This window comes from Xanthomonas sp. LF06-19, from assembly GCF_034105425.1.
In the GTDB taxonomy this organism is placed as follows: Bacteria; Pseudomonadota; Gammaproteobacteria; order Xanthomonadales; family Xanthomonadaceae; genus Xanthomonas_A; species Xanthomonas_A sontii.
Window position 1 is genome coordinate 137,659 of the sequence record NZ_JAXGGH010000006.1, and the last position, 24,828, is coordinate 162,486.

The window sequence follows — 24,828 nt, forward strand, 5'->3', positions numbered from 1 at the left end:
GATGTGGGAGGCGTTGAGCACCGTCCGCGACCTGGGACGCCTGCAGGAAATCGCCTCGGTGCTGATCCGCTATGGGTTCGGCGACGTGGTCCGGCGCATCGGTATGGCCGACGTGCTGGAACGCGCCGGGCGCCTGTTGCACTGGCACAACGCCGAGGAACTGCTGCGCATGTCGGCGCCGCAACGGGTACGGCGCGCCCTGCAGGACCTCGGCCCGACCTTCGTCAAGCTCGGCCAGGTGCTGGCCACGCGCGTGGACCTGCTGCCGCCGGAGTGGATCGACGAACTGGGCGAACTGCAGAACGCCGCGCCGGCGCTGGACTACCCGCAGATCCTGCCGCAGTTGATCGAGGCGCTCGGCGAGGCACCGACGGCGATCTTCGCCGAGGTCGAGGAAACCCCGCTGGCCGCCGCCTCGCTGGCGCAGACCCATCGCGCCCGGCTGCACGACGGCACCGCCGTGGTGATCAAGGTGCGCCGCCCCGGCATCCGCGAGGTGATCGAGGCCGATCTGCGGCTGCTGGCGCGGCTGGCCGAGATCGTCGAGGCGCGCGCGCCGGACCTCAAGCGCTACCACCCGGCTGCCGTGGTGCAGCAATTCACCCTGTCGCTGCGCCGCGAGCTGGATTTCGCCGGCGAATGCCGCAATGCCGAGCGCATCGCCGCCAACTTCCAGGGACACGACGAGATCGTGATCCCGCGGGTGCACTGGCAATGGACCTGCGAGACCTTGAACGTGCAGGACTTCGTCGACGGCATCGGCGGCCGCGACCTGGCCGCGGTCGACGCCGCCGGCCTGGACCGTCGCCAATTGGCGCGTACCGGGGCCGACATCGTGCTGAAGATGGTGCTGGAGGACGGCTGTTTCCACGCCGATCCGCATCCGGGCAACATCTTCTACCTGCCCGGCGAGCGCATCGCGGTGATCGACTTCGGCATGGTCGGGCGCATTTCCGAACAGCGCCGCTACCAGGTGGTGCAACTGCTGCACGGGCTGGTCACGCAGGACGCCGAGGCGGTCGCCGACATCCTGCTGGAGTGGACCGACGGCGAAGTCGAGGTCGACGAGGCGCGCCTGCACCTGGAAATCGCCGCCTTCGTGGACCAGTACCGCGGCGTGCCGCTGAAGGATCTGCGGGTCGGCGCGATGCTCGGCGACGTCACCGCGCTGCTGCGCCAGCACGCGCTGGCGCTGCCGGCCGACCTGGCGCTGATGATCAAGACCTTCCTGACCCTGGAAGGGGTCGGGCGCCAGCTCGATCCGGACTTCGACATGGCCGGCGCCGCCGCCCCGTACCTGGAGCGGGTGATGCTGCAGCGGTTCGCGCCGCGGGCGATGGCCAGGCGCGGCCGCCGCACCGTGCTGGGCGCGCTGGAACTGCTCGGCGACCTGCCGCGCGACACGCGCCGGCTGCTGCAGGCGGCGCGGCGCGGGCGCCTGCAGTTGAACGTGGAGACCGGCTCGCTGAAAGGCTTCGGCGACCAGGTCAACCGCGCCGCCAACCGCCTGACCATGGGCATCGTCACCGCCGCGCTGATCATCGGCTCGTCGATCGTGATGAACAGCGTCGGCGGCATTTCCAGCCGCTGGCTGCTGGCGATCGGCGTCTGCGGCTTCGTCGGCGCGGCACTGTCGGGGGTGTGGATCCTGTTCTCGATCTGGCGCAGCGGGCGCTGAGCGCGGCGCATGCTCTCGAGCACGATCTGCCGGAAGCTGCGAGGCGGCTGGTCCGCAGGCAGCGCCCCGCTTCACAGGAGTGTCGGCGCGCAAGCGATCCCTTGTGGGAGGGGCTTCAGCCCCGACGCGATGCACTCGAATCCCCCGGTACACATCGCACTGACGCTGTGCGGGGTCCAAAAAGGCCTCCAGGATCAGAAGCCTCGCGCCTGCCGACGACGGCATTGCGGGCGGTCGCGCGGAGCATCCATCACTGGCGGCAGCGAAGCGCGCCGGCACTCCAGACCCACGTGCCAGTTGCTCGCCAGCTAATTTAGTAGTATTACTACTAACCATGGACCTGACCGAAACCCAGCAGGCGATCCTCGACCTGATCGCCGAGCGCATCGAACACGACGGCGTGCCGCCGTCGCAGACCGAGATTGCCCGTGCCTTCGGCTTCAAAGGCGTGCGCGCGGCCCAGTACCACCTGGAAGCGCTCGAACAGGCCGGCGCGATCCGCCGGGTGCCCGGGCAGGCGCGCGGCATCCGCCTGCTGGGTGGGGCGGCCGCTCCGGCCCCCGCGCCGCAGGTGGACAGCGCCGACGTGCTGCGCCTGCCAGTACTCGGACGTGTCGCCGCCGGCCTGCCGATCGGCGCGGACATCGGCTCCGACGACTTCGTGGTGCTGGACCGGGTGTTCTTCTCGCCGGCACCGGACTACCTGCTGAAGGTGCAGGGCGACTCCATGCGCGACGAAGGCATCTTCGACGGCGACCTGATCGGCGTGCACCGCACCCGCGACGCCCGCTCCGGGCAGATCGTGGTGGCGCGCATCGACGAGGAGATCACGGTCAAGCTGCTGAAGATCGGCAAGGACCGCATCCGCCTGCTCCCGCGCAACCCGGACTATGCGCCGATCGAGGTGCTGCCGGACCAGGAGTTCGCCATCGAGGGCCTGTACTGCGGCCTGCTGCGTCCCAACCGCTGATGCCGCGCGTGGAGCAGGGCATCCACTACAGCGCCGGCCGGACTTTTCCGACCCCGGATATCGCCATTCGCCGCTGCCGTCGCCCGGTCCGGACGAATTATTTTCATCTCGCCACGCACTGTCTCAGTCCGTGCGATACCAGGCCCTTACATTGACCTCACTCCGCAAATCCTCCTCACCTTCCAAGGACACCACAATGGACGAGAACAAGAAGCGCGCGCTCGCCGCCGCCCTGAGCCAGATCGAGAAGCAGTTCGGCAAGGGCTCGGTGATGCGGATGGGCGATCGCGTCATCGAAGCGGTGGAAGTGATCCCGACCGGCTCGTTGATGCTGGACATCGCGCTGGGCATCGGCGGCCTGCCGAAGGGCCGCGTGGTCGAGATCTACGGTCCGGAATCCTCGGGCAAGACCACCCTGACCCTGCAGGCCATCGCGCAGTGCCAGAAGAACGGCGGCACCGCCGCGTTCATCGACGCCGAGCACGCGCTGGACCCGATCTACGCCGCCAAGCTGGGCGTCAACGTCGACGAGCTGCTGCTGTCGCAGCCGGACACCGGCGAGCAGGCGCTGGAAATCGCCGACATGCTGGTGCGCTCGGGCTCGGTGGACATCGTGGTGGTCGACTCGGTCGCCGCGCTGACCCCCAAGGCCGAAATCGAAGGCGAGATGGGCGACCAGCTGCCGGGCCTGCAGGCCCGTCTGATGAGCCAGGCGCTGCGCAAGCTCACCGGCAACATCAAGCGCTCCAACACCCTGGTGGTGTTCATCAACCAGTTGCGCATGAAGATCGGCGTGATGATGCCGGGCCAGAGCCCGGAAACCACCACCGGCGGCAACGCGCTGAAGTTCTACGCCTCGGTGCGCCTGGACATCCGCCGCATCGGCGCGATCAAGAAGGGCGACGAGATCATCGGCAACCAGACCAAGATCAAGGTCGTCAAGAACAAGCTGGCGCCGCCGTTCAAGCAGGTCGTCACCGAAATCCTCTACGGCGAGGGCATCAGCCGCGAGGGCGAACTGATCGACATGGGCGTGGAAGCCAAGTTGGTCGAGAAGGCCGGCGCCTGGTACAGCTACGGCAGCGAGCGCATCGGCCAGGGCAAGGACAACGCCCGCGGTTACCTGCGCGACAACCCGCAGGTCGCGGCCAAGCTGGAAAGCGAGCTGCGCGAGAAGTTCCAGCCCACGGAAATCGCCCCGAGCGAGGCCGAGGCGGAAGACGACGACGCGTAATGGTTTTCTGCCGGGGGAGCGGTGGAGTCAGTGCCGCTCGTCTCCCTCGGCAGTCTTGAGCAAGCCAGGAGGGCGCGCGCCAGGGACGGCGCATTTTGAATGGGGTGGCATCGCCCATGAGCGACGAACAGGCACAAGAAGCACCACGTCGGCGTCGCCGGCAACCGGAACAGACGCCGCTGCAGAAGGCGCTGGGTCTGCTGGTGCGGCGCGAGCATTCGCGCAAGGAGCTGACCCGCAAGCTGCGTGCGCGTGGCGTGGAAGCCGACGCCGCCGCGGAGGCAGTGGAACGCCTGAGCGGCGAGGGCTGGCAGGACGACGGGCGCTTTGCCGAACTGCTGGTGCGCAGCCGCGCCGGGGCAGGGTATGGCCCGCTGCATATCCGTGCCGAGCTTGGGACCCACGGCCTGGACAGTGAGGCCATCGCCACCGCGATGGGGGCCTTCGAGGGCGACTGGACCGAAAACGCGCGCGATCTGGTCCGGCGCCGCTTCGGTACTGCCGGGGCGATGGACCTGCCGCAGCAGCGCAAAGCCGCCGATCTGCTGGCGCGGCGCGGTTTCGATGGGGACAGCATCCGCGCCGCGGTGCGCGACGCTGCGGAGGACTGAGCGGGCCGGGCCTGCTACCCTTGGCGAGTTGTCTTGTCCGGTTTCCGTGGCGCCCTCATCTACGAGGGAGCGCCAGGACGCCCGTCCGCTCGTCTATAGCCAGCCCATGAACGCACCCGCCAAATTCTCCACCTCCCAGATCCGCAGCGACTTCCTCGACTTCTTCAAGGGCAAGGGCCATACCATCGTGCCGTCCGCACCGCTGGTGCCCGGCAACGATCCGACGCTGCTGTTCACCAATTCCGGCATGGTGCAGTTCAAGGACGTGTTCCTGGGCGCCGAGAAGCGCAGCTACGTGCGCGCGGCGGACGTGCAGCGCTGCCTGCGCGCCGGCGGCAAGCACAACGACCTGGATTCGGTCGGCTACACCGCGCGCCATCACACCTTCTTCGAGATGCTCGGCAACTGGTCGTTCGGCGACTATTTCAAGAAGGACGCCATCGCCTGGGCCTGGGAGCTGCTGACCCAGGTCTGGAAGCTGCCGGCCGAGCGCCTGCTGGTCACCGTCTACCACACCGACGACGAGGCTTACGGCCTGTGGCGCGACATGATCGGCGTGCCCGCCGAGCGCATCGTGCGCATCGGCGACAACAAGGGCGCGCCCTACGCCTCGGACAACTTCTGGCAGATGGCCGACACCGGCCCCTGCGGCCCGTGCACCGAGATCTTCTACGACCACGGCGCGCACATCGCCGGCGGTCCGCCGGGGTCGCCCGACGAGGATGGCGACCGCTTCATCGAGATCTGGAACCTGGTGTTCATGCAGTTCGACCGCCAGCCCGACGGCACCCTGGTGCCGCTGCCGGCCCCCTGCGTGGACACCGGCATGGGCCTGGAGCGCTTGGCAGCGATCCTGCAGCACGTGCACACCAACTACGAGATCGACCTGTTCCAGACGCTGATCCGCAAGGCCTCCGAGCTGACCGGCACCGCCGACCTGGAGAACAAGTCGCTGCGCGTGATCGCCGACCACATCCGCGCCTGCGCGTTCCTGATCGTCGACGGCGTGCTGCCGTCCAACGAAGGCCGCGGCTACGTGCTGCGCCGGATCATTCGCCGCGCCCTGCGCCATGGCTGGATGCTCGGCGTGCGCCAGCCGTTCTTCAGCAAGCTGGTGCCGACCCTGGTGGAGCTGATGGGCGAGGCCTATCCGGAGCTGGCCGCTGCCCAGGACACCGTGTTGCGCGCCCTGCAGGCCGAGGAAGAGCGCTTCGCCGAAACCCTCGATGCCGGTATGAAGATCTTCGAGGACGTCGCCGCCAAGGCGCAGGGCGGGATAATCGCCGGCGAGGATGCCTTCCGCCTGTACGACACCTACGGCTTCCCGCTGGACCTGACCCAGGACATCGCCCGCGAGCGCGATCTACGCGTGGACGAGCAGGGCTTCGAGACGGCGATGGACGAGCAGCGCCGGCGCGCGCGCGAAGCCGGCAAGTTCGGCGGCGGCGTGCAGCTGCCGGCGGATCTGGTGGCGACGCTGGCCCCGACCGTGTTCCTGGGGTACGACAGCCTGCAGGCCGACGGCCTGCGCGTGGTCGCCCTGCTCAAGGACGGTCGTCCGGTGCAGTCCGCCCAGGCCGGCGACGCGGTGATCGTACTGACCGACAAGACCCCGTTCTATGCCGAATCCGGCGGCCAGGTCGGTGATCTAGGCACATTGAGCGCCGCCGGCACCCGCCTGACGGTAACCGACACGCAGAAGTTCGCCGGCCAGTTCCATGGCCACGTCGGCACCCTGGAAGAAGGCAGCCTGAAGCTCGGCGACGTGCTCGCCGGTGAGGTCGATGCCGAGCGCCGCGGCGCCACCATCCTCAATCACTCGGCGACGCACCTGCTGCATGCGGCCCTGCGCGAGGTACTGGGCACCCACGTCCAGCAGAAGGGCTCGCTGGTGGCGCCGGATCGGCTGCGCTTCGACTTCTCGCATTTCCAGCCGATCGGGGCCGAGGAACTGGCGCTGATCGAGCGCAAGGTCAACCAGCAGGTCCGCGCCAACAATGCGGCCGAAGTGCACCAGATGGGCATGCAGGAAGCGCTGGACTTCGGCGCGATGGCGCTGTTCGGCGAGAAGTACGGTGAGCGCGTGCGCGTGCTGAAGATGGGCGACTACTCCACCGAACTGTGCGGTGGCACGCACGTCGGCCGGACCGGGGACATCGGCCTGTTCAAGATCACCAGCGAAGGCGGCGTCTCTGCCGGCGTCCGCCGCATCGAGGCGGTGACCGGGCAGGGCGCGCTGGACTACGTGGCGGCCGAGGAGGCCCGGCTGCGCGAGGCGGCCGACCTGGTCGGCGGCAACAGCCATGACGTGGTCGACAAGATCCGTCAGCTCGGCGACCGCTACAAGCGCCTGGAGCGGGAGCTGGAGGCGCTGAAGGCCAAGCTGGCGTCCGGCGCCACCGCCGACCTGGCCGGTTCGGCGATCGACGTGGCCGGTGTGAAGGTCCTCGCCGTGCGACTGGAAGGCTTCGACGCCAAGGCCCTGCGCGAGGCGATGGACCGTCTGAAGCAGCAGCTGGGCGATAGCGTGATCGTCCTGGCCGGCGCCAGCGAGGGCAAGGTCGCCCTGGTCGCCGGCGTGAACGGCAGCCCAATGGGACGGGTCAAGGCCGGGGAACTGTTGAGCCATATCGCCGGTCAGATCTCGGGCAAGGGCGGCGGCCGCCCGGACCTCGCCCAGGGTGGTGGCGAGGACGGGCCCGCCCTTGCCCCTGCACTCGCCGGCGTCCCCGCCTGGGTCAAGCAACATCTCCCCTGAACATCCGAACGCCGCGCCTTGCTGGCAGGGCGCGGCTTCCCGTAACATCACTCCTCTTTTCACTTTCATTATGGGGCGTGCCGCAGCGCGGGCGCCGTGCCGGTGAGACCCACCGGTTCCCTGGAGAATTCTAAAAATGTTGATCCTGACTCGCCGGGTAGGCGAAACCTTGATGATCGGCGATTCGGTCACCGTGACGGTGCTTGGGGTCAAGGGCAATCAAGTGCGTATCGGCATCACCGCGCCGAAGGACGTGGCGGTGCATCGCGAAGAGATCTACCAGCGCATCCAGCGCGGCGACGAGCCGAACTCCCACGGCGGCGGTCACGGCGACCAATCTGCCGATTGATGCGTCGAAAGGGTTTACCTGAGACCCCACAACCCGGTATTCTTCGCGCCCGGTCGCGGAATATCCGCAGCGCAGAAATCCGGAGTGATGCCCGAGTGGCTGAAGGGGCTCCCCTGCTAAGGGAGTATAGGGTCAAAAGCTCTATCGAGGGTTCGAATCCCTCTCACTCCGCCAGTGTCAAGGAAACGCCCGCAAATCAAGTATTTGTGGGCGTTTTTCTTTTTCCCGACCTTGGACACTCGCTTGGACACTTCCATGCGAGTAGCGCATTACCTGACGCGCGGCGAGACCGGCCGCTACTACGTTCGTCTGCGCGTTCCTGCTGACCTGCAGGCCCGCTTCGGGCGCAAGGTCATCAAGCGCAGTGCCGGCACGACGTGCGATCGCGCCGCGCTTGGCTACGCGCTCCTGTTGCAGCAACGCTATGCTCAAGCCTTCGCAGCCATCAGGAACGGCAGCATGGGGAAGGAGCTGGAAGAGCTCTTGAAGAGCCTGGAGGGCAAGTCGTCGCTTGAGCTGATCCTCAAGGACGTGAAGCTGCCGGGCGGTGCTTCGTTCGGCCAGGTGGAGATCAACGACCAGAACGACTTGTCGTTGTTCCAGAAGCTCGCGGAGCAGCACGCGGTGCCCGTGCCGTCGTCGACACCGTTTCCTCCGCGCAGGGTCGTCAAGCCCATCAGCGAACCGCGTCCGGTGGGGTTGACCCTCGCGGCTGCGCGCGACAAGTATCTGGTCAGCATCCAGGGCAAGAACACCGCCAAGACCATTGTCCAGAAGACCCGCGCCCTGAAGGACCTGGAAGCCTTCGTGACGAGCCAGCGCAAGGGCAAAGGCAAACAGTCGGTGATGTTGAAGGAGCTGACGCGGACCGACTTCTCAGAGTGGTTCTTGCACGAGACCGCACAGAAGCGCGTCATCACCTACATCACCAACCGGTTTTCGGCCTGCGCGGATTTCATCAAGTGGGCGCAGACGGCTGGCCACTACCCGCAAGGCGACAACCCGGCGTCGGGGCACGCCTCCGTGCCCAAGCAGTTGAAGAAGCAGCGAGCGAAGAGTCACGGCTCGCAGGCGTTCACCCCGGACCAGGTCAAGCGCATCTTCGACCCGGAGAACTTCAAGCAGTTGAAGGGCGACGCGGCACGGTGGCTCCCGCTCATCCTGCTCTACACCGGCGCACGCTCCAATGAGGTGGCGAGGTTGGAGCTCGAGGATTGCCGAGAGGAAGACGGCATTCCCATCTTCCACTTCACTTGGATGGGCGAGGACAAGAGCCTCAAAACGGACGCCAGCGACCGGAAGACCCCTGTGCACCCGGACCTCATCAAGCTGGGCCTGTGGGAGCGCGTGGAGCGGCTCAAGGCAGCCGGCGAGACGAAGCTCTTCCCCGAGCTGAGCTTCGACGCCAAGAACGGTCCGGCCGGCCGGACCCAGCACGCGTTCTCACGCTACCTGGTCAAGCTGGGCATCAAGGCGCGAGGCGGCGGCAGGGTGGGGCACCACAGCTTCCGGGACACGGTCATCGGCGCGTTGAAGGCGGCTGGGGTTCATCGGGAAATGCGAGAGGAATACACGGGGCACGAGCTGTCCGACCGGCAGGAGCATGCCCATGCGTATGAGACGGAGTTCAGTCCGAGGGCGTTGGCTGCGGCTTGCCACTCAGCTATCGCGTGGAGTGTGGAACTGGCTGATTGCAAAGTTATCGACATATGACTGTCAATCGGACGGCCCCCGCCAATTTTTAACGAGCTTTGACTGAATTTCCGACCTGAGCTACGTGACGAGGTGTCCTATTAGCTGTCCGCTATTGTTAATTGGTCGTTTGTATCAAGGACGTAAATCTCATGTGATGGATGGAAATCTAAAGTCTCATTGCTTACTGAGATTTTTAGTTGCGAGTAGGTTGACCTTCCTAGTAGTCGTATGCTTGACGTGGATGATTTGACATATATCATAGGAAGATATGGATGATCGGTGATAGTGGTCTTGCATGGTTGATAGATGAGTCCGGGACGTATCGGCTCACCTGTGGGTGGCTCGTGGTGATTCGCGCAGAGTGGTGCGATGTCTCTGTGGGACGCCCTAGAGGTCTTAGCTACGCACTTGTTCTCAAGGATGAGCGTGGAAATCGCATTTTGGGCTTTGACAATTCGCATGCGTTCGATGGCGCGGGACCTGATGACACATTTGATCACGAACATCGAGTAGGAAAAGTCGGTCAGCGGTTCCAATATGACTTTGTTAGCCCAGGGAAGCTTTTAGATGATTTCTGGGAGCGTATGGAAGCTCACTGTATCAATAAGGGATTTTCGTTTGATTTCGAGGATGGCACCAATGAGTAAGGTTATTTCAGGAAGGGATCTGCGGGCCAGATTGACGGCTCGGAGAGACAGCGTCGTTGATGAAAATACCGCTTGGCTTGAGGTGCTGGCCAGTCCCGTAAATCGCGAGCTTCTTCTTATAATTTATCAGGATAACCCGCAAAGTATTGGTGAGCTTTCCAGGATCGCTGATCGAGTTCAGCCAAATGTTAGTCGCTCTTTGTCCGCGCTCATGAGAGCTGGCTTGGTTCAAGTCATAGCAAACGGTCGGATGTCTGTGCCTAGTCTTACCGCTCTCGGCCTTCAAAAGGTCGAGGAGCTAGGCCTTGTCAAACGTGCCGGCGATCCAGTAAATGAGACGGCTGGTGGTGTCGAGGACGAAATTCAAGGTCCTTCTCCCTATTTTTTCATTTCACATGAAAATTTAGCTGAGGGAGAGCTTGGTCATCTTTCTATTAATGCTCCTTTGCGTGGTCAGATTGTTGTGGGCACTGATAATGATGATATTCGGGCGGCGATACATCGCCTTTTTGATAGCTGGTGGAGGATCTGGTATCGCAGGGATGCACCCTATAAGGTTGGAAGCTTTTCAACTTCTGAAAATCATGAGATAACATTGCTTCTTCGGTCAACTGGACCAAGAGTTGAGCGATTGTTGCGGAATGGCTCTACTTCTCAGCTCGAACGAGATGCCGTTGATCGCGCATCTTTTGAGCATGAGTTGATTGAGTCTATTTTCCGTCCAGTGCTTGCGGCCTGCAATCTAAGGAAAGAAACTATAGATGAGACGCTGGCGTCTAACCTGTCTCGGTTAGAAGACTCCTATGGAGAGCCTGCGGAGCGAGATTTTTGTCGGACTGCAGGTGCTCTTAATTTGATGCCATATGGGTTATCAAATGAAGTGGCCCAGCTTGTGCGCGATCTTATTTCTTTCATGCCGGATGAGGATTCTCGGTTGGATTTTGCATCCGTGATACCTGCTGATGATTTTGAAAAGGTTTCTGGGAGAATTCGGGGTGAGATTAGGAATGTTGAAGGTCTTAATACACTTTTTGGAATTCCTGAGATTCCCCTACTTACACGCAATCGAATTCTAGGGTTGGCTGGGAGTGGATTGAAGCCATGGCAGAAAGGCATATTTGCTGCCAAGATACTTCGTGCACACCTTAATTTGACTGGGGAAGCTGCGGTCGGGGACGTGGCGAGTCTTGCTCGATTGTTCGGTGCTGAAAGATTTGAACTTAGCTGCTTAGATGGGGCTCCACTCGGAGCCTTTCAGGAAGAAACGAAGGGTGTTCCAACTGTGCTGGTGCAAGAAGAGTGGGGTGTAACGGGTGGGACTTTTGCCTTGGCGAGATCAATTGGGGACTATTTGGTTTTTCAGAGCAAAAAATCATGCGTGACCAATAGTTATACTGATCGTCAAGCTGTGGGGCGTGCTTTTGCTGCTGAATTTATGGCGCCCGCAGTGGGGGTTATCGCTATGGTTGACGAAGATGGAAAGTCCTTTGGTGAGGTTGCTTCGCATTACGGGGTTCACTTTGATGTTGTGAATTATCAATATCGCAACAACTTTTTAGAAGGTGCATAGAGGTGTGGTGATAATGATCGGAAGTGGCACCCGGGAGTTGGGCTGCCTGATCGAAATTGATTGTTTAAGGTGTTAGTTGGGATGTTAGCTAAATGAATAAGAGTGATTTTGAGTCGATTTTTTCCGCCAAGGCTAAGCTCGAAGAAGAGCTCCGCAAGCTTGAAGAGCAAGAAGCAGCCCTCCGCCAAGAACAGGCTGCTTCCGCTATTGCGGAAATCACGAGCCTGCTAACCCAATACGGCGAGCACTTCACCCCTAAGCAGAAAGCCGAGCTGGCGGTGGCCATCGGCGCCAGCAGCCCAGGCCGTGGCCGCAGGGCTGCTCCCGCCCAGGCCAAAAAGGAGGTCGCCCCCAAGTATTGGCTGCCCCATACCCAGGAGACCTGGTCGGGCCGCGGACGCACCCCCTTGGCGTTCAAGGCGTGGGAGGGCACGGCGGCCTACAAGCAGTGGAAGGCCAGCCACCCGGACGAGAAGTTTCCGAAGTATCCGGGGTAGCCCGTCTCGGACGTTCGTTGAAAAGAAGCCCTGGTGATCCAGGGCTTTTTGCTTTGGGAAACCGGAAAAATTCCCAAGCACTGTCTCGATCTGTGCGACACCTCTTCTGTCTACTCCTGCCGTGGCGCGCATCGGATGTGGGTGCTAGCCGCACGGGCTGAAAAATCAACCAGCGAGAGAGAGAGAAATCATGGGTGACCTGCACTTTGACGCGAACGGAATTTTCAACGGAATCGTCGTTGCTCTGCTGCTTGGAGGAGGTGGTTGGGCACTGGGATGGGCAAGGATGCGGCTAGGCCTGATGAACGACAGGATTAGCCTCAAGATCCTTCGGGCTGAGTTGAACAAGGTATTGAGTCTTCAGCAGAACCCAGGAAAAGTTGCGGAATTTCTTCTCACCCAATTGCTCTGCTGCTTCGGAATCCTGGGGATTGGAATGGCCTATGCGCCGATGGCTTTCATGGACGGTGGAGCAAAGCTGATTGGGCCAATCTTGGCCATCCTTGGATTGGGCATCTATACCTGTGTCGTCTACGCGATCGGCATCATCATTCGGCTGAAGAAGGGAGCCAAGTATGTGCAGCGCCAAGAAGCAAAAGTTGCGGCGCTTGAGGAGAGGCTTGAGCGGCGGAATGCGGTGAAGCAAAAAGTGAAGGACTAGGGCTTTGAAGGCTGTGAGGTTTGCGTAGGATTTTTCTGATGCCAAGGTCCGTGTTCAACTGATCACGAGTCCGCATCTCCCATGGCAAGCTGTCTCCATCGTCCAGGCCACTTCACCCACCATGGCTGGGGGACGGAGGCCAGAACCTCCACCTAAGCGCCGACGATCAAAGGCCCCGCACGCGGGGCCTTTGCTTTTCGCCCGGCTGGGCTGCGGTCTGATATGGGCCAGGCGGGGAGGGGCCGCGGCTCGAGCTCGACTTCGCGGATGCATTTGTCCAATCCCGTAGACGGTTTTTCCCTCCCTATGGGCGGCGCTTGCGGCCCCTTCGGCCCAGCAGTAGCGTCTATGAGGCCGCATACCTCAAGGATCGACCGATGAAATCCTTCTCCGGAATAGTGATCGGCGTGGCCATGATGGCCGCCGGGTTGTGCCCGCTCGCCAAGGCAGCGGAGCAGCCGGCATTGAACCCGGCCGACGTCATCGAAGGCATGGGAGAGCGCGTGCCGCCCGGCAAACAAAACGTCAGCCTGTCGCCGCTGTTCAAGGCCTATGTGTTCGAGAAGGCCGGCCTCAAGTTCGTTCAAATCAACTCGCTGCAGGACGATGTCATTACGGTCATCGTCGTCACGCCTGGCGCCGAGTCTCGCCTGCCGATCGGCTCTGCCGCGGGACAACCGCTGCCCGTGCTTGAGGGCGACGCGACCAGTTGAGCGGATGATCCCGGAGAGCGGGACTCCCCTCGTAGCTATCCCTTGCCCGCAAAGAGAAAGCCCTAGGTGGTGACCCAGGGCTTTCGAGGAAACGCGTTGCGAAGCCGGCGCGTGCTCAGCTCAGATCGCAGTTGCTCGGCAGCTTCCACGTCGTCGCCGGCAGCATGTTCTTCACCGCGGACGATGCCGTGATGCCGACATTGCTGGCGCCGATGAGCTCTTCCAAGTCAGCGATCGACACGATGTAGTCGTCCAGGCTGCCCAGACCGGTTTGGTTCGGAATGATCCAACTGATGGCCTTCTCGGCGCCGGTGCTTGGGTCCGTGGTGATGATCGTCTTCCAGAAATATTCGGGCGTGCGGATGCCGTGGCTCGAGAGGAAGTAGTCGTTAGACGTGTCTCCGAAGACCACGCCGCCGTAGACCTTCACCGGCCGGATATCGCGGTAGCACTCGGCGACATTTTCCGCGCTCACCCAGATGCCCTGATTGAAGCCCGACACCTGCGGCACGATGTTGGACATCAGGTTCGCGCGCACGATGTAGGTCGAGTTGTAGTCCATGTGGTTCGACGTGACCAGGTGGCCACGGTCGTAGCCCGAGCGCACGCTGGCGTAGGACTTCGTCGAGGTCTGACCGCCACAGCCGCTCGGCAGGGTGGTATCGAGCTTGAAGTCGGACGGACGAGCCGCGGAACCGGTGTCCGCGTTGAGCGAGTATTCGTAGCGCGTGGCGGTGTGCTCGGTGCAGTCGTAGGTCAGGATAAAGCCGCCCTTGTTGAGCGTGACGACCTGGGCCTGCGCTGCAGCGCTGGCGGTGGTGAACAGGAAGACGGCGAGGAAGATCCGGAATCGCATAGTGCACTTCTCCATGTGTTTAGGCAGGCCGCACGAACCCAGCACGCACGGACAAGGGCCGTGCATGTTGAGAGACGCGCGAGTTGACAGAGGTGGAGCAGACAGCCGAGACCGGCTCGATGCCGGTGTGGTGGAGAGACGACAACCGCGCCCCTTTGCCACGGAGTGGCACGCGGTTGCGACATGTATCTAACAGCGCGCTGAGCGGGTCAACCGCGGATTGGCCAAGGTGTGACCTGGTCGGAAGACTGCGTCGCTGTAAAACGGCCTCCACAGCCATGAAATAAGGGCGAGGTATGGAGCAAAAAGTAAAGCCCGGATTGCCGGGCTTTTTGATGCGGATGCTCTATCGGAATCAACTGGTCAGCTGCACCCACAGCACCAGCAACACCATCGGCAGCCCGCTCAGCAGCGAAAAGATCCAGAAGGCTCCCATCAGAGCCAGTGGCGTCATGACCCACCACTGCCCAGCAGTGAACCCCTGGTCGCGCTGCCGAGCTGCGTAGGCGGCGCCCGGGTAGAGCCGCTCCGCTTTCCGCAGACCGCGCCGGGCCATCAAAGGCCCGACGAGGAAGCCGAACGGACCCAGGAAGAGCAGGGTCAGCGAGAACCACCAGAAAAACCGGTTGTGCGGCGTCAGCACTTTTTTAGGCGCAGCACGCGGCGCACAGGCGCCAGGAAGCGGGTGTGCCAAGCCAACCGGCGTGCTGGCCATCGGGTCAGGGCGGGTCGTCATTTTGCGTAGGCCCTCCACGTGCCGTCGGCTTTGGCATAGCGCAAGTTCTTGTTGACGGGCACGGGCACCTGCCGACCGGCAATCTCCAGGACGACCTGGCCGCGCGTGTCGCAGCGGTAGCCGTCGGCGTCCTCGGCCTTGGTGCAGCCGGTCAGCTCGAAGTCCCGAATGTCGCTCACTCGGCCGGCGCCGCTCTGCTCAAGCAGGGTCACCAGGGCCTGCTTGGCGTTGTCGTTCGAGGGTTTGCCGCTGCAGGCGGTCAGGCCCAAGGCCGTGGTCAACGCGACCAGGCCAATCCATGTGTTTTTCATCCTGTCGTTCCTTTGCTGGGTGGTGCGGGCCGGTAGGCCGGCCCGCGAGAGGAATAGGAGCGGGAAGGCGAGTGCCTACCGGTCGCGGTTGCCGTCGGGCTTGAAGCCCGCGATCCAGAGCCGGGTGTCTTTGAAGGGCGTCAGCAATCCCGATGCTCCCGGATGGAGATCCGCGGTCTGGAGGAAGCCCGAGACCCAGGCGACGCGCAGGGCGACGTCGACGGCGCGATCGGCGACGCCGGGGCGGCTCACGTTGACGGCGAACGGTTGCGCAGGCGGGGTGGGCCCCGTGGCGCGCTGAGCGCCCGTGTTCGGCTTGCTGGGCGGCACGCGGATGCCGGTCAGCGTGTCGCGGCCTTTCCACAAAGCGGACGTGTTGAGCTCGGCCGTCTCGCCCAAGTCGTCGGTGTCGGTCAGCGGCGCGTCGGCGCAGGCGCGGAAGGTCTCCGTGCTCGAGGTCGCGGGGTCGGACCAGATACGCGCTTCCACGGTCCAGCAGGGCAGCGAGACGCCCCATTCGGTGAACGTCAGCGCGACCCGAGGCCACTCCAAGCGGCCTGCCTGGGCGGCCTGGTGGTTGTCGCCCTTGAAGAGCCCGCGCAGCTTCCCGGTGCCGCTGAGGGGCGTGTAGAGGGGGCCTGTGCCGCTGGTCCGGGCGGTGGACTTGGTGTCTGCGTTCGGCTTGATGCCCACGATCTGCTTGCCCGCGTCCTTGAGGCTGCCGCCCAGCTGGCGGAAGAAGCAGGGCTTGGGGTCGGAGCCGTCTTGGGCGTGGGCCGAGATGGCCAGTGATGTTACGAGCAGGGCGGCGCCTGCGATCCGTGCGGTCTTCATGAAATCCCCTGTCTGTGGTTGGAGGGTGCTACATTTCATGAAGAGTCTGCCATGCAGAGGAGGACCGAGTCATGCTGTTCGGCCCAGTTTTCAACTCCCATTCACTTGTCGAAGGCCTCACCCCGCGCTCTCTTTGCAGCTCGCCTCAAGCAGGCCCGAGAGCTGCGCGGCATCGCCAGCCAACGAGCGCTGGGGGTGCTGATGGGGTTGGATAAGAAGTTGGCCAGCAGCCGGGTCAACCGCTACGAGACAGAGGTCAGCGGGATCGACTTGGATGGGCTGGGGAAGCTGGCCGATACGCTGGGTGTGCCAATGGCCTACCTGGTGGCGGGGGATGACCACACTGCAAACGTAATTTTGGCGCTAGATGAGTTGTCGCCAGAAGAGCGCGCGGAAGCAGCGCGTTGGTTGTTGAAAAAGATCAAACGTTGAAATTCGGTAGTTTCCTTCATCAAGGAGAGCGGCGAATGGCTACGAAGAAGATTGGGAGAGATGCAGGCACGGGTAAATTCAAGCCCGTCAAAGAAGCGCAGCGTGATAAGCAAGGCTCTGTAGTGGAAACCATTAAGACGCCGCCTCGCGGGCCAAGCAAGAAGAAGTGAGGCTGGTATTGGAGGTTGGCTGAGAGGTTTTTTAAGGGCGCATCGCCCTTCCGTGATGCGCCCTTTGTTGTAGTTGACGGCAACGAAGTGGAGTTGGGGGGCTCTGCTAAGAACTGCGTAGCCCGGATGCCAGAACTAATGACGCTAAAGGTCCTCACTCCAACGCCCTTGCTAACCTGCTGGAAAATGGCTCCAGGGAGGGTGAGAATAGGGGATGGACCGAATTCAACGCTATGCCCCCGATACGAATTTCTTTCTCCAAGCTAAGACGGCAGAGCAGTTGCCTTGGCAGGATCTGACCGATGCGGTAAGAGTCGAGCTTTTTTTGCTTGACGAAGTCTTGGGGGAGCTCGATCGCCATAAGGCCAATGGCAACACTCGCCCGGCCAGACGTGCGCGTGACGTATTTGCCAAGTTGGATCCCCTGATTGATGATGAGCTCGAGGAGCTGGTGGTCAAAGAGAGTGGGCCGCAGGTTGTATGGCGGCTTGCACCCTTCTTGGACTCAGGACGAACGAAACCGACCGTACTGGATCTTTCCACAGCCGATGGAAGGATTGTTGAGCAAGCCGTTGCTCTTCAGCAGATGCTTGGGGACCTTGCATTCTTGAGCAATGACCGACTGCCGCGAAGAATGGCCAAGGCTCTTGGTCTGTCCCACCAGAAGATTCCTGACTCTTGGCTTCTCGATCCCGAGACTGATGATCGAGACAAGGAGATCGCTAAGCTTAAGGATGAATTGAGGACTTGGAGCAAGCGTTCACCGCAGCTTGAGGTGCAACTGGTCAGTAAGGGCGAGGTGATCGAACGGGTTGAAGGATCCATCTGCCGTTATCGCCCATTGTCCGAAGAGTTTCTTGACGACGCGATGCAGGTTATCGAACAACGGCATCCGGAAGAAAGCGCTGGTGTTCCTGGGCAGGTCACAGTGACCAGAGCAGCAGCGATCGAAAAGTATCAGCAAGAGCGAAGTGAATGGTGGAATAAGACCAAGGAGCATCTAAAGAGACAGACAGCGAGACTCAACCTCTACCACGGCTCGGTCGATCTGACCCTTGCCGTTAGCAACTCAGGTAGCGCTCCAGCAGAGGGCCTGTTGGTTAGAGCATGGGTTGAAGGATCGATGATGTTGGTTAACGATGTGTTGAAGAACGAGCTCTATACATCTTCGCCCCGCTTGGTTCTGCCGAGGCCGCCAAAAATGGAACGGTTTAGTATGTTGAGGCAGCCCACCTTTCCTGAGCATCTAAGCAGGATGCATGACCTCATCCGAATGCCACCAGAAGCTCGCGATCTTCAGGGCTTCTATTGGGATTACAAAGATAAAGACCATCTAATGTGTAAGGCTGCTGAGGGAACATGTGAGGATTTTCGGCATCAGATCCGTAGAGTAGAGCTTCCTGTCATCCTATGCCTGCCTCAAAATGAAGATGAGCCGAGAGGATGCTTGCATGTCCGCTGGTCGGCAAGAAACCTTCCCAAGGCCATCGAGAAAAAGTATCCGATCCGCTTGGCGATCAACTGGCAGGATAGTGACGAAGTAGTAGGGCGACTGCTGATCGACAGCACGTTGTAATCCAAGCCAGTGTTATTTTATCGGCATCGGTGAATTAATTCGACGGCGTTGAACTCCGCTTTCCGACGTTGCGTTCACGACGATTTTTGGGGCGAAGTATGCTCTCTGTCGTTTGAGAGGGCCGTGCCGACTGCATCTAAGACTTCAATCGCCACCTCGCCCGTAACACTCCCTATGGGGAGTGGTTCAATAATCAGGGGGCTGAGAAAAATGACTAGGGAGCTAGTAAGGGGTGGTTAGGCTTTCCTCAAATAGTTCTTGCAGCTGATCCATCGCCTTGTTCAGATCACTTAGTAGGGCAGCATTTGCACCTAAAGAGATGTGTAGCGTAACGATCTTATTGGTGAGGATGGAAAATTTCTCTCGTTTCGCATCTGGCAGATAGAGGCGAACTACGCGCGCGTAGTCCTCCGCTGGCAGGAACGTCGTTGCAACAGCCAACGCTTGCTCGGTTCGATTGGCGTGCTTCTGATGGTAGTGGACCTTGCTACATTCGCTCAATGTGGCCAAGAACTTCTCGGCCGCTAAGGCTCGTCTCTCTCTGATCCAGCGGCCACGCTCGCCTTTTCGCGATAGAAATGCTCCTAGCAATGCGCCAAGGAGAGAAAAAAGTCCGGCCACGATTGCGGTTTCCATCGTTTAGTTCCTTGATTTGGTCTGCCAATACTCGGCGAGCCGCCTCGCTCGTAGCGCGACAGCCCTATATTAGGCTGCTATATCGTTATGGCTTCGATCTGCTTGCATCGTGGGCGTGGGCGTGGGCTGGGATGCAGGCCGGTAGTGGGCGTGTTGGTGAAGCTCATGATAGAACTCCGAAAAGGGCAGGAATTGGAGAGGGACATGGGGTGCTGACGCTTGAGTTGGCTGTGGTGGTCGTTGGGTCTAGGCAAAGTCATGGATAGAACTTTTGCTTGTCCCGCAATCGCTCCTTGAACTGTCCCGCCTGATACTTCGGCAACTTAACCGACGGCCGATACAACTCCAACGCCCGTGCCTGTTTCACCCGGATCTGATCGGGCCGCTTGTGGAGGTAGTAGTCCTGCAGGACCAGCACCTTTTTGCTCAGCGAATGCCCGGTGATGAGGGCGACCTCTTCCTGGGGCACGTCGCGGTGGTAGAGCTCGGTGGCGATCGTTTGGCGGAAGGCGTGGAAGCTCACACCCATCGGGAAGCAGAGATCCGTCAGGTAGCTGCTAAACTGGTTGAGCAGTCCTTGGCTGTAGCGCGAGTTCGTCTCCCCGTCTTCTTGTTCACGCCAGCGGACAGGTGCTGCCAAAAAAGCCATACTGGACTCCTTTGGAGTCGAGACCACTGCGGATGTTTCGCGGAGCAAGGTCCTACAGGTGCTAGGCTTTGGCCCTGCGCTGACAGGCCTCAATCGCAGTCCGTAGCGTTTAAAGTATGGGCCACAGTCAACCAAAAGAGGTTATTCAGTGAAGCCAACCAGCAATGCGGCCGGTAAAAAGCAGTCACCCAAGCGGAAAATCTTTGTAGTGGATCGGACGCGCTATCTTCCTGATGGCTCTATTTGTCCGACTTCACCTTCTAAGCCATGGGCGGTTTTTGAGGACACGCAGCCCGTCACGCTTCTTGGTCAATACGTGGGGAGAGACGAAGCCTTTTCTCAAGCTCTGGTTTTCGAGAGCACACCGGCGCCACATTAGGCTTAGATACCGCTTGAAGGGAAATGGCGTTCTTGGTCTTGCTGCTCAGTCGTCGAATGCCGTTTTAGGATTTCACGGTATCTATCGCCTGATAGCGGAACCCACGTGACATCTTGGTCCTTCCATAGGGGAGCGCTTGTCTGAAGACCGCGCCGCTCCATGTTCGCCTGCCAGAACTCAATGCAACGATTGGTCGCTTCGGTGGCCTGCTTTTCTGCTTCCTCAGGCGGAAGGCGTGATAGGCAGGCCAAGTAGGCGTTGTTCCAAAAATCTTCGATCTTCATGGCAGGGCTCGGAGTCGCTTTTGATTCGCTTTACTACCATCCATCCGGGATTTGTCAATTGCCCCCAGCGACCATAAGGTCAATGGCAGCACTCGCGTAGCCGGTCGTGCGCGCGGCGTTTTTGCCTAATTGGATACTCTGATCGATGACGAAATTGAGCAACTCGTGATCAAAGAGGAGAGGCCTTAGGTTGTATGGAAACTTCGTATCCCTAGGTCGTTGCACTCGGCAATGCGTCGCGATACGTTGGCCATTCCTAACAATCAAGGAGCGACAGTCATGAACATCCAAAGATGGCTAGCCGCCCTGCTGACATGCGGCCTCGCCTTGAGCAGCCAAGCAAACGCTAATACGCCGAAGACGGTGAGCTACTACTCTGAGCACGGCGAAGAAAGGAAGGCCGTTCTGGCTCGTTGTCGCGATAACCCTGGCGAGCTTCGAGAGACGCCGGATTGCGTCAACGCAGAAAGGGCGGATGCCAAGAAGGCCTTGGCTCGCCGTGGGCACTTGGACCTCAAGCCACTAACCGCTGAGGATCTTAAGAAGCCATGACGGTTGGGCGTTGCGTCTAAGCACCACGCCTACAAAATTACAGTAGGAACATGGATTCCCTGACGACCCCAGATGGCCGCTACCTCATTGTTCGTGGACGCCTCTGGCGCACCGCCAACCCTGCCCTGAGTGCTCAGGAACGAGAGCGCCTGGTCCACGAACTGATGGATGCGCGACGGGCCGTTAAAGCGGCGAAGGCCGCCGGAGACTCGGACGACCTCGCCAAGGCTCGACGAGAGGTGAACGCCGCCAAGGTGGGGCTTGGCGAACGGGGGCCGGTTTGGTGGACCGATGGCTGCAAAGACTTCAATCGCCACCTGGTCCGCAACACTCCCTATGCTGAGTGGTTCGACAATCACGGTGCTGAAGGAGACGATTGATTGGGAGTGCGACAAGGCAGGCGCACGGCACCGGATAGCTTTATCCAGAGATTTTTTGAAGTGGCCCATCCGATAGAGTCGGGTGTAGGCAAAGTCATGGATAGAACTTTTGCTTGTCCCGCAACCGCTCCTTGAACTGTCCCGCCTGATACTTCGGTAGCTCGACCGACGGCCGATACAATTCCAATGCCCGTGCTTGCTTCACGCGGATCCGGTCCGGCCGCTTGTGGAGGTAGTAGTCCTGCAGGACCGGCACCTTCTTGCTCAGCGAATGGCCGGTGATGAGGGCAACTTCTTCCTGGGGCACGTCGCGGTGGTAGAGCTCAGTGGCGATCGTGTGGCGGAACGCATGGAAGCCGACCCCTTTCGGAAAGCCGAGATCCTTCAAGTAGCTGCTGAATTGGTTGAGCAGCCCCTGGCTGTAGCGCGCGTTCGTCTCCCCCGTCTTCTTGTTCACGCCGGCGGACAGGTGGGGGAATAGCCGGGGATGGCCGCACGCCTTCATGTCTTCCAGGAAGTCGAGGAAGCCCGCATCCAGCACCGGTTGGGCCAGGGGAATGACCCGCACTGCGGAGTCGCCCTTGAGGCTCTGGCGGCTCCGCGTGCCAACCTTGCCGGCCAAGTCCTCGTCGATCGTCTTGCGGATGGAAATGCACCACATCTCGCGTTCCTGAATGATGTCCGCCACTTTGAGCTGGGCAACCTCGCCGACTCGAGCGCCGGTGTAGAGCCCCAAGATCGGCCCCCACCAACGATGCGGCCATTTCTTGGCCCAGGGAATGAAGTTGCTTGGGTCGAAGATGCGCTGCAGTTCCTCGTCGCTGAAGAGGCGGTCGGGCTTGCTGCTGTCCTGGAGCAAGTCCTTCTTTATTTCGCGGAAGGGCTCCATCGGTGAGACGGGAATGGCCTGGGCTTTGACCAGCGTCCCGAAGAACGCGACTAGGAAGCGCCGGTGCAGTTCCAGCGTCGCGGGCGCGGGTGGCTCGACCTTGATGGCCTGGCCTCGCACGATCAGGTCTTCGACGGACAAGGACTTGAGCTCTGCATCCGAAGCCGCGCCTGGGGGAGCCCAGCGGATGAGATCCCACAGGCGGTAGATGTGCTTGTGGTCGATGCGAGAGATCCGAATGTCGCCGCAGACGCGTTGCAGAAGGCCCAGCGTGCGGGCGGTGGCCTCGATGGTGCGCGGCCGCAGGTTGCGGCGGGTCATGTCGCGCAGGTAGTCGGCGATCTCTTCCGACAGCTGCCGGCCGGGTGTGGCTATGGGCAGAGGTTCTGGATACCGGGTTCCGTCCTTCCGGACTCGGATACGCTGCGTTTTCTCACAGGCGGCTTGGAGAAGCTCTTCCAGCCCGATGAGGGCCTCGCGTCCTCGAAGGCGCACGTTGTTGAACGTGACGCGGCCGACTCGGACGCTGCCAAACGTCAATTCGCCGAAGGGGTGGTCCTTGTATTTCTGTAGTTCATTGGTGAGGTCGTTTGCCATTGCTGTGCTTCCATCGGTAGATGGAAGCTTGATACGTCGGCCTCAAAATTCGTCAATCCAAAATCGGAACTTTTCTGCGCCGCTAATCAACACCTCAGGTGTTGCCGGGTTGGAGGGTATTTGAGCCATGGCAGGTAGCCCGACTTAACCTCACAAATTTCTCTTCATCCCATATGTGGCAATGGTTTCAGGTGGGCGAGGGTGGCTCTTCGCTGAGACTTTACTGTAGTGTTTAAAAATTAATTGGTTAGCTAAAAACTAAAATCGGGCCGTTTTAAAATGAACGCAAGTTAAATGTTAGCTATTATTTGTTAGTTTGATTTATTTTTTAAGTTAACCAGTTGCGCCGCGATGCCACTTTTAGTTAGTTTTATTGTATTTTCTATTGGGCTCGCGATGACGCTATCCGTCATTCAATAACAGGGGAGGGAGTTGCGACGGTGGATCACTTCGAAGGCGTGGTGCTCGACTACCTCCGAGCGGACCGTGCGTTGTTCGTCAACAGCCAATGCTGCATCCAGCTCAACGAGGGAGCCAATCCGGACACCAGCGGCCCGCATTGGTATTGCGACGCGGTGGCCGTGAGCTTCAAGGAGCGGGCCGGCTATCTCTGCGAGATCACCTACGCAGCCCGGGCCCCTTCGCTCCTGGCCCGACTGAAGGCATGGAACGAACATTGGCCTGGATTGAGGGCGGCGCTGGCTCGCGATAGTGGCGTGCCGCTGGATTGGGGAGTCCGACCCTGGCTCTTCGTTCCTGAGGCGCAAGCCGAGCGGCTGAGCACCAGCCTGGCTGGGCTCTGCAACTTCCCGAGCCCCCGCATCACGTTTTTAGAAGAAGTGGTGCCCTGGCGCTACCGATCCTGGAACCGCGGTTCCTATGAGGATGCTCCAGGCCTATGAAGTCCAGCGGCATAGGCAGCTGACCCGCCATCTCCATCGCCGGCTATGATTCCCGCATAGGGGAGGGAAGCCGATATGGAGATGTCTCTAATCCGCCAATCGCTGCTCAGCTGGGCTCTTTTGCTGCCAGCATCAGCAGCCATGGCCTGCAGCTGCTTGATGTATGAAAGCTTGGACGACGCTAAAGCCAGGGCTACCGTGGCTGTCCAGGCGACGATGGTTTCCGTGCAGAGAAAGATCGTTCAGCGCGGTGACGCGCCTTACTCGGAGCAAGAGGTGGTCCGTTGGCGTGTTGGGGAGTCCATGCGTGGTCCCTTGGCCACAGGCCAGGAATTCGAGACGCGGACAACGATTTCTCCGGCTGCCTGTGGTGAGCAGGTGGTCGATGTCCAGCGAGCGCAAGCAATGCCTCTACGTAAAACGTGGTGGCTGTTCTTCCAGTGGATTCCCGAGAACGGGGCGCCTTGGTTTGTTGCCACGTGCTCAAGAAGCCAGCCCGTTGATGCAGTGTCCCCAGTGCCTGCGTCGTAGGATGACTTTGTTCTAGTTGCAGTGAAGGACAGCGCCTAACGGCCGCCCTGAAAATTGAAGGTGAAGCGAGCGGATGCGGCGGTCTCGCTGGCAATCGGCACGGGTGTGGCGTCCACCAGCGTCAACATGCCATCGGCAACAGGGACCGGGACGCCCAGCGTGAGGTCCATCTCCTTGGACCAGGCGCCGCCAAGCACGGTTGCCCTGACGACCAGCCGGCCGGCCTGGATGCATTGAACGTCGGCAGTGCAACGGCTGTCTTCGATGACCCGCTCAGGGCGCACCCTGGGTCCATCGACCGCCGCAATCTCGCCCAGGCGAACAGGGCCTTCAATGGGACGGCTCGCGACCGGACCACACGTCGCGCACCCGGCAAGTGACATGGCCATCAGCGCTGCAAGTGCTTCCACTCTCGTCCAAAAGGTCCGGGCGGCTTTTCGTTGTTCGATTCGCATGACTGGGGCGGCTCCGAAGACGGCCTGAGTGTCCCACAGCTCTGCAATCCAAGGCTGAGATGCGCACCAGGGACTGCCGAACTTGAGTGCTGTGGGCATGAGCACTCTCAGTGAGCGGACGCTGACGGCAACGGCAAGCCAGCACCCGGCAACGCACGCCTGGACTATGGGCAACGTTGCACGCAGGCAGCACTCAAGTCCCCTTGGCTCTTCGATCGCCGGCATGGGAGTCGCACATCATTGCTCTCCACCAGCGCTGGGCCTCTGGAAGGGAAT

27 protein-coding genes and 1 tRNA gene are annotated in these 24,828 nt (G+C 61.0%); 19 read left to right on the forward strand and 9 right to left on the reverse strand.

Annotated features, from left to right (window positions below; all coding sequences use genetic code 11):
* Nucleotide 1 precedes the first annotated feature (1 nt).
* The 13 genes from ubiB (at nt 2) to SLW55_RS13375 (ending at nt 13,383) form a co-directional block, all read left to right on the forward strand.
* A complete protein-coding gene (ubiB, locus tag SLW55_RS13315) occupies nt 2-1,678 on the forward strand; it encodes a 2-polyprenylphenol 6-hydroxylase (RefSeq protein ID WP_267099421.1) in 1,677 nt (558 codons plus the stop codon).
* Nucleotides 1,679-2,012: 334 nt separating this feature from the next.
* Nucleotides 2,013-2,648, forward strand: a complete 636-nt coding sequence (lexA, locus tag SLW55_RS13320) for a transcriptional repressor LexA (RefSeq protein ID WP_017910626.1) — start codon at nt 2,013-2,015, stop codon at nt 2,646-2,648.
* 196 nt (nt 2,649-2,844) lie between these two features.
* Nucleotides 2,845-3,882 carry a recombinase RecA gene (gene recA / locus SLW55_RS13325; RefSeq protein ID WP_017910627.1) on the forward strand — a complete coding sequence of 346 codons (1,038 nt, stop codon included), beginning with the start codon at nt 2,845-2,847 and terminating at the stop codon, nt 3,880-3,882.
* A gap of 116 nt (nt 3,883-3,998) precedes the next feature.
* Nucleotides 3,999-4,493, forward strand: coding sequence for a recombination regulator RecX (gene recX / locus SLW55_RS13330; protein ID WP_017914259.1), 495 nt, complete (start codon nt 3,999-4,001; stop codon nt 4,491-4,493).
* A 106-nt stretch (nt 4,494-4,599) separates the two neighbouring features.
* Nucleotides 4,600-7,251 (forward strand): alanine--tRNA ligase, encoded by a 2,652-nt coding sequence (gene alaS, locus SLW55_RS13335; protein WP_267093990.1) that lies wholly within the window; start codon nt 4,600-4,602, stop codon nt 7,249-7,251.
* A gap of 136 nt (nt 7,252-7,387) precedes the next feature.
* Complete coding sequence (csrA, locus tag SLW55_RS13340; protein ID WP_010341308.1) at nt 7,388-7,600, forward strand: carbon storage regulator CsrA; 213 nt, start codon at nt 7,388-7,390, stop codon at nt 7,598-7,600.
* Between the two features lie 81 nt (nt 7,601-7,681).
* Nucleotides 7,682-7,774, forward strand: a tRNA-Ser gene (locus SLW55_RS13345).
* A 69-nt stretch (nt 7,775-7,843) separates the two neighbouring features.
* Nucleotides 7,844-9,313: a site-specific integrase gene (locus SLW55_RS13350; protein ID WP_320745254.1), complete on the forward strand. Its 1,470-nt coding sequence runs from the start codon at nt 7,844-7,846 to the stop codon at nt 9,311-9,313.
* Nucleotides 9,314-9,567: 254 nt separating this feature from the next.
* Nucleotides 9,568-9,942 carry a DUF6516 family protein gene (locus SLW55_RS13355; protein ID WP_320745255.1) on the forward strand — a complete coding sequence of 125 codons (375 nt, stop codon included), beginning with the start codon at nt 9,568-9,570 and terminating at the stop codon, nt 9,940-9,942.
* Nucleotides 9,935-11,512, forward strand: a complete 1,578-nt coding sequence (locus SLW55_RS13360; protein WP_320745256.1) for an ArsR family transcriptional regulator — start codon at nt 9,935-9,937, stop codon at nt 11,510-11,512. Before SLW55_RS13355 ends, SLW55_RS13360 begins: the two co-directional genes overlap by 8 nt.
* Nucleotides 11,513-11,604: 92 nt before the next feature.
* On the forward strand, nt 11,605-12,009 hold the full coding sequence (locus SLW55_RS13365) for an H-NS family nucleoid-associated regulatory protein (protein ID WP_320745257.1): 405 nt from the start codon (nt 11,605-11,607) through the stop codon (nt 12,007-12,009).
* A gap of 190 nt (nt 12,010-12,199) precedes the next feature.
* Nucleotides 12,200-12,670: a hypothetical protein gene (locus tag SLW55_RS13370; RefSeq protein ID WP_320745258.1), complete on the forward strand. Its 471-nt coding sequence runs from the start codon at nt 12,200-12,202 to the stop codon at nt 12,668-12,670.
* A 377-nt stretch (nt 12,671-13,047) separates the two neighbouring features.
* Nucleotides 13,048-13,383 (forward strand): hypothetical protein, encoded by a 336-nt coding sequence (locus tag SLW55_RS13375; RefSeq protein WP_267102444.1) that lies wholly within the window; start codon nt 13,048-13,050, stop codon nt 13,381-13,383.
* Between the two features lie 115 nt (nt 13,384-13,498).
* Here SLW55_RS13375 and SLW55_RS13380 read toward each other — a convergent pair whose 3' ends face one another.
* The 4 genes from SLW55_RS13380 to SLW55_RS13395 form a co-directional block, all read right to left on the reverse strand.
* Nucleotides 13,499-14,239, reverse strand: a complete 741-nt coding sequence (locus SLW55_RS13380; RefSeq protein ID WP_152180818.1) for a DNA/RNA non-specific endonuclease — start codon at nt 14,237-14,239, stop codon at nt 13,499-13,501.
* 355 nt (nt 14,240-14,594) lie between these two features.
* Nucleotides 14,595-14,975: a hypothetical protein gene (locus SLW55_RS13385; protein WP_320745259.1), complete on the reverse strand. Its 381-nt coding sequence runs from the start codon at nt 14,973-14,975 to the stop codon at nt 14,595-14,597.
* Complete coding sequence (locus SLW55_RS13390; protein WP_320745260.1) at nt 14,972-15,286, reverse strand: hypothetical protein; 315 nt, start codon at nt 15,284-15,286, stop codon at nt 14,972-14,974. The genes SLW55_RS13385 and SLW55_RS13390 overlap by 4 nt, the downstream gene beginning before the upstream one ends.
* 75 nt (nt 15,287-15,361) lie before the next feature.
* Nucleotides 15,362-16,120, reverse strand: a complete 759-nt coding sequence (locus SLW55_RS13395; RefSeq protein ID WP_320745261.1) for a hypothetical protein — start codon at nt 16,118-16,120, stop codon at nt 15,362-15,364.
* A gap of 105 nt (nt 16,121-16,225) precedes the next feature.
* Between SLW55_RS13395 and SLW55_RS13400 the strand changes: the two genes are divergently transcribed.
* From SLW55_RS13400 to SLW55_RS13410, 3 genes are all read left to right on the forward strand, one after another.
* Nucleotides 16,226-16,552, forward strand: a complete 327-nt coding sequence (locus SLW55_RS13400) for a helix-turn-helix transcriptional regulator (protein WP_320745325.1) — start codon at nt 16,226-16,228, stop codon at nt 16,550-16,552.
* A 35-nt stretch (nt 16,553-16,587) separates the two neighbouring features.
* Nucleotides 16,588-16,722, forward strand: a complete 135-nt coding sequence (locus tag SLW55_RS13405; protein ID WP_309915245.1) for a hypothetical protein — start codon at nt 16,588-16,590, stop codon at nt 16,720-16,722.
* A 214-nt stretch (nt 16,723-16,936) separates the two neighbouring features.
* Nucleotides 16,937-18,298: a PIN domain-containing protein gene (locus SLW55_RS13410; protein WP_320745262.1), complete on the forward strand. Its 1,362-nt coding sequence runs from the start codon at nt 16,937-16,939 to the stop codon at nt 18,296-18,298.
* Nucleotides 18,299-18,520: 222 nt separating this feature from the next.
* Here SLW55_RS13410 and SLW55_RS13415 read toward each other — a convergent pair whose 3' ends face one another.
* From SLW55_RS13415 to SLW55_RS13425, 3 genes are all read right to left on the reverse strand, one after another.
* Nucleotides 18,521-18,934 (reverse strand): hypothetical protein, encoded by a 414-nt coding sequence (locus SLW55_RS13415; protein ID WP_320745263.1) that lies wholly within the window; start codon nt 18,932-18,934, stop codon nt 18,521-18,523.
* Between the two features lie 256 nt (nt 18,935-19,190).
* Complete coding sequence (locus SLW55_RS13420; protein ID WP_320745264.1) at nt 19,191-19,583, reverse strand: hypothetical protein; 393 nt, start codon at nt 19,581-19,583, stop codon at nt 19,191-19,193.
* 381 nt (nt 19,584-19,964) lie between these two features.
* Nucleotides 19,965-20,246, reverse strand: coding sequence for a hypothetical protein (locus tag SLW55_RS13425; protein WP_155604425.1), 282 nt, complete (start codon nt 20,244-20,246; stop codon nt 19,965-19,967).
* A 279-nt stretch (nt 20,247-20,525) separates the two neighbouring features.
* Between SLW55_RS13425 and SLW55_RS13430 the strand changes: the two genes are divergently transcribed.
* Both SLW55_RS13430 and SLW55_RS13435 read left to right on the forward strand, forming a co-directional pair.
* On the forward strand, nt 20,526-20,798 hold the full coding sequence (locus SLW55_RS13430; RefSeq protein ID WP_081047857.1) for an EexN family lipoprotein: 273 nt from the start codon (nt 20,526-20,528) through the stop codon (nt 20,796-20,798).
* A 50-nt stretch (nt 20,799-20,848) separates the two neighbouring features.
* Nucleotides 20,849-21,178: a hypothetical protein gene (locus SLW55_RS13435; protein WP_320745265.1), complete on the forward strand. Its 330-nt coding sequence runs from the start codon at nt 20,849-20,851 to the stop codon at nt 21,176-21,178.
* Nucleotides 21,179-21,272: 94 nt separating this feature from the next.
* Here SLW55_RS13435 and SLW55_RS13440 read toward each other — a convergent pair whose 3' ends face one another.
* Nucleotides 21,273-22,664: a tyrosine-type recombinase/integrase gene (locus SLW55_RS13440; protein WP_295842072.1), complete on the reverse strand. Its 1,392-nt coding sequence runs from the start codon at nt 22,662-22,664 to the stop codon at nt 21,273-21,275.
* A gap of 440 nt (nt 22,665-23,104) precedes the next feature.
* On the opposite strand from SLW55_RS13440, the gene SLW55_RS13445 reads away from it, so the two are divergent.
* Nucleotides 23,105-23,566 (forward strand): hypothetical protein, encoded by a 462-nt coding sequence (locus SLW55_RS13445; protein WP_320745266.1) that lies wholly within the window; start codon nt 23,105-23,107, stop codon nt 23,564-23,566.
* Between the two features lie 566 nt (nt 23,567-24,132).
* On the opposite strand, the gene SLW55_RS13450 is transcribed toward SLW55_RS13445, so the two are convergent.
* The gene (locus tag SLW55_RS13450; protein ID WP_320745326.1) at nt 24,133-24,486 is read right to left on the reverse strand and encodes a hypothetical protein; all 354 of its coding nucleotides are present in this window, start codon (nt 24,484-24,486) and stop codon (nt 24,133-24,135) included.
* Nucleotides 24,487-24,828 lie beyond the last annotated feature (342 nt).

Excerpts from the sequence above, each read along its gene's own strand:
- ubiB (WP_267099421.1), top strand. The coding sequence starts at position 2 with ATGTGGGAGGCGTTGAGCACCGTCCGCGACCTGGGACGCCTGCAGGAA.
- lexA (WP_017910626.1), top strand. The coding sequence starts at position 2,013 with ATGGACCTGACCGAAACCCAGCAGGCGATCCTCGACCTGATCGCCGAG.
- recA (WP_017910627.1), top strand. The coding sequence starts at position 2,845 with ATGGACGAGAACAAGAAGCGCGCGCTCGCCGCCGCCCTGAGCCAGATC.
- recX (WP_017914259.1), top strand. The coding sequence starts at position 3,999 with ATGAGCGACGAACAGGCACAAGAAGCACCACGTCGGCGTCGCCGGCAA.
- alaS (WP_267093990.1), top strand. The coding sequence starts at position 4,600 with ATGAACGCACCCGCCAAATTCTCCACCTCCCAGATCCGCAGCGACTTC.
- csrA (WP_010341308.1), top strand. The coding sequence starts at position 7,388 with ATGTTGATCCTGACTCGCCGGGTAGGCGAAACCTTGATGATCGGCGAT.
- SLW55_RS13355 (WP_320745255.1), top strand. The coding sequence starts at position 9,568 with ATGATCGGTGATAGTGGTCTTGCATGGTTGATAGATGAGTCCGGGACG.
- SLW55_RS13360 (WP_320745256.1), top strand. The coding sequence starts at position 9,935 with ATGAGTAAGGTTATTTCAGGAAGGGATCTGCGGGCCAGATTGACGGCT.
- SLW55_RS13365 (WP_320745257.1), top strand. The coding sequence starts at position 11,605 with ATGAATAAGAGTGATTTTGAGTCGATTTTTTCCGCCAAGGCTAAGCTC.
- SLW55_RS13370 (WP_320745258.1), top strand. The coding sequence starts at position 12,200 with ATGGGTGACCTGCACTTTGACGCGAACGGAATTTTCAACGGAATCGTC.
- SLW55_RS13375 (WP_267102444.1), top strand. The coding sequence starts at position 13,048 with ATGAAATCCTTCTCCGGAATAGTGATCGGCGTGGCCATGATGGCCGCC.
- SLW55_RS13380 (WP_152180818.1), bottom strand. The coding sequence starts at position 14,239 with ATGCGATTCCGGATCTTCCTCGCCGTCTTCCTGTTCACCACCGCCAGC.
- SLW55_RS13385 (WP_320745259.1), bottom strand. The coding sequence starts at position 14,975 with ATGACGACCCGCCCTGACCCGATGGCCAGCACGCCGGTTGGCTTGGCA.
- SLW55_RS13390 (WP_320745260.1), bottom strand. The coding sequence starts at position 15,286 with ATGAAAAACACATGGATTGGCCTGGTCGCGTTGACCACGGCCTTGGGC.
- SLW55_RS13395 (WP_320745261.1), bottom strand. The coding sequence starts at position 16,120 with ATGAAGACCGCACGGATCGCAGGCGCCGCCCTGCTCGTAACATCACTG.
- SLW55_RS13405 (WP_309915245.1), top strand. The coding sequence starts at position 16,588 with ATGGCTACGAAGAAGATTGGGAGAGATGCAGGCACGGGTAAATTCAAG.
- SLW55_RS13410 (WP_320745262.1), top strand. The coding sequence starts at position 16,937 with ATGGACCGAATTCAACGCTATGCCCCCGATACGAATTTCTTTCTCCAA.
- SLW55_RS13415 (WP_320745263.1), bottom strand. The coding sequence starts at position 18,934 with ATGGAAACCGCAATCGTGGCCGGACTTTTTTCTCTCCTTGGCGCATTG.
- SLW55_RS13420 (WP_320745264.1), bottom strand. The coding sequence starts at position 19,583 with ATGGCTTTTTTGGCAGCACCTGTCCGCTGGCGTGAACAAGAAGACGGG.
- SLW55_RS13425 (WP_155604425.1), bottom strand. The coding sequence starts at position 20,246 with ATGAAGATCGAAGATTTTTGGAACAACGCCTACTTGGCCTGCCTATCA.
- SLW55_RS13430 (WP_081047857.1), top strand. The coding sequence starts at position 20,526 with ATGAACATCCAAAGATGGCTAGCCGCCCTGCTGACATGCGGCCTCGCC.
- SLW55_RS13435 (WP_320745265.1), top strand. The coding sequence starts at position 20,849 with ATGGATTCCCTGACGACCCCAGATGGCCGCTACCTCATTGTTCGTGGA.
- SLW55_RS13440 (WP_295842072.1), bottom strand. The coding sequence starts at position 22,664 with ATGGCAAACGACCTCACCAATGAACTACAGAAATACAAGGACCACCCC.
- SLW55_RS13450 (WP_320745326.1), bottom strand. The coding sequence starts at position 24,486 with ATGGCCATGTCACTTGCCGGGTGCGCGACGTGTGGTCCGGTCGCGAGC.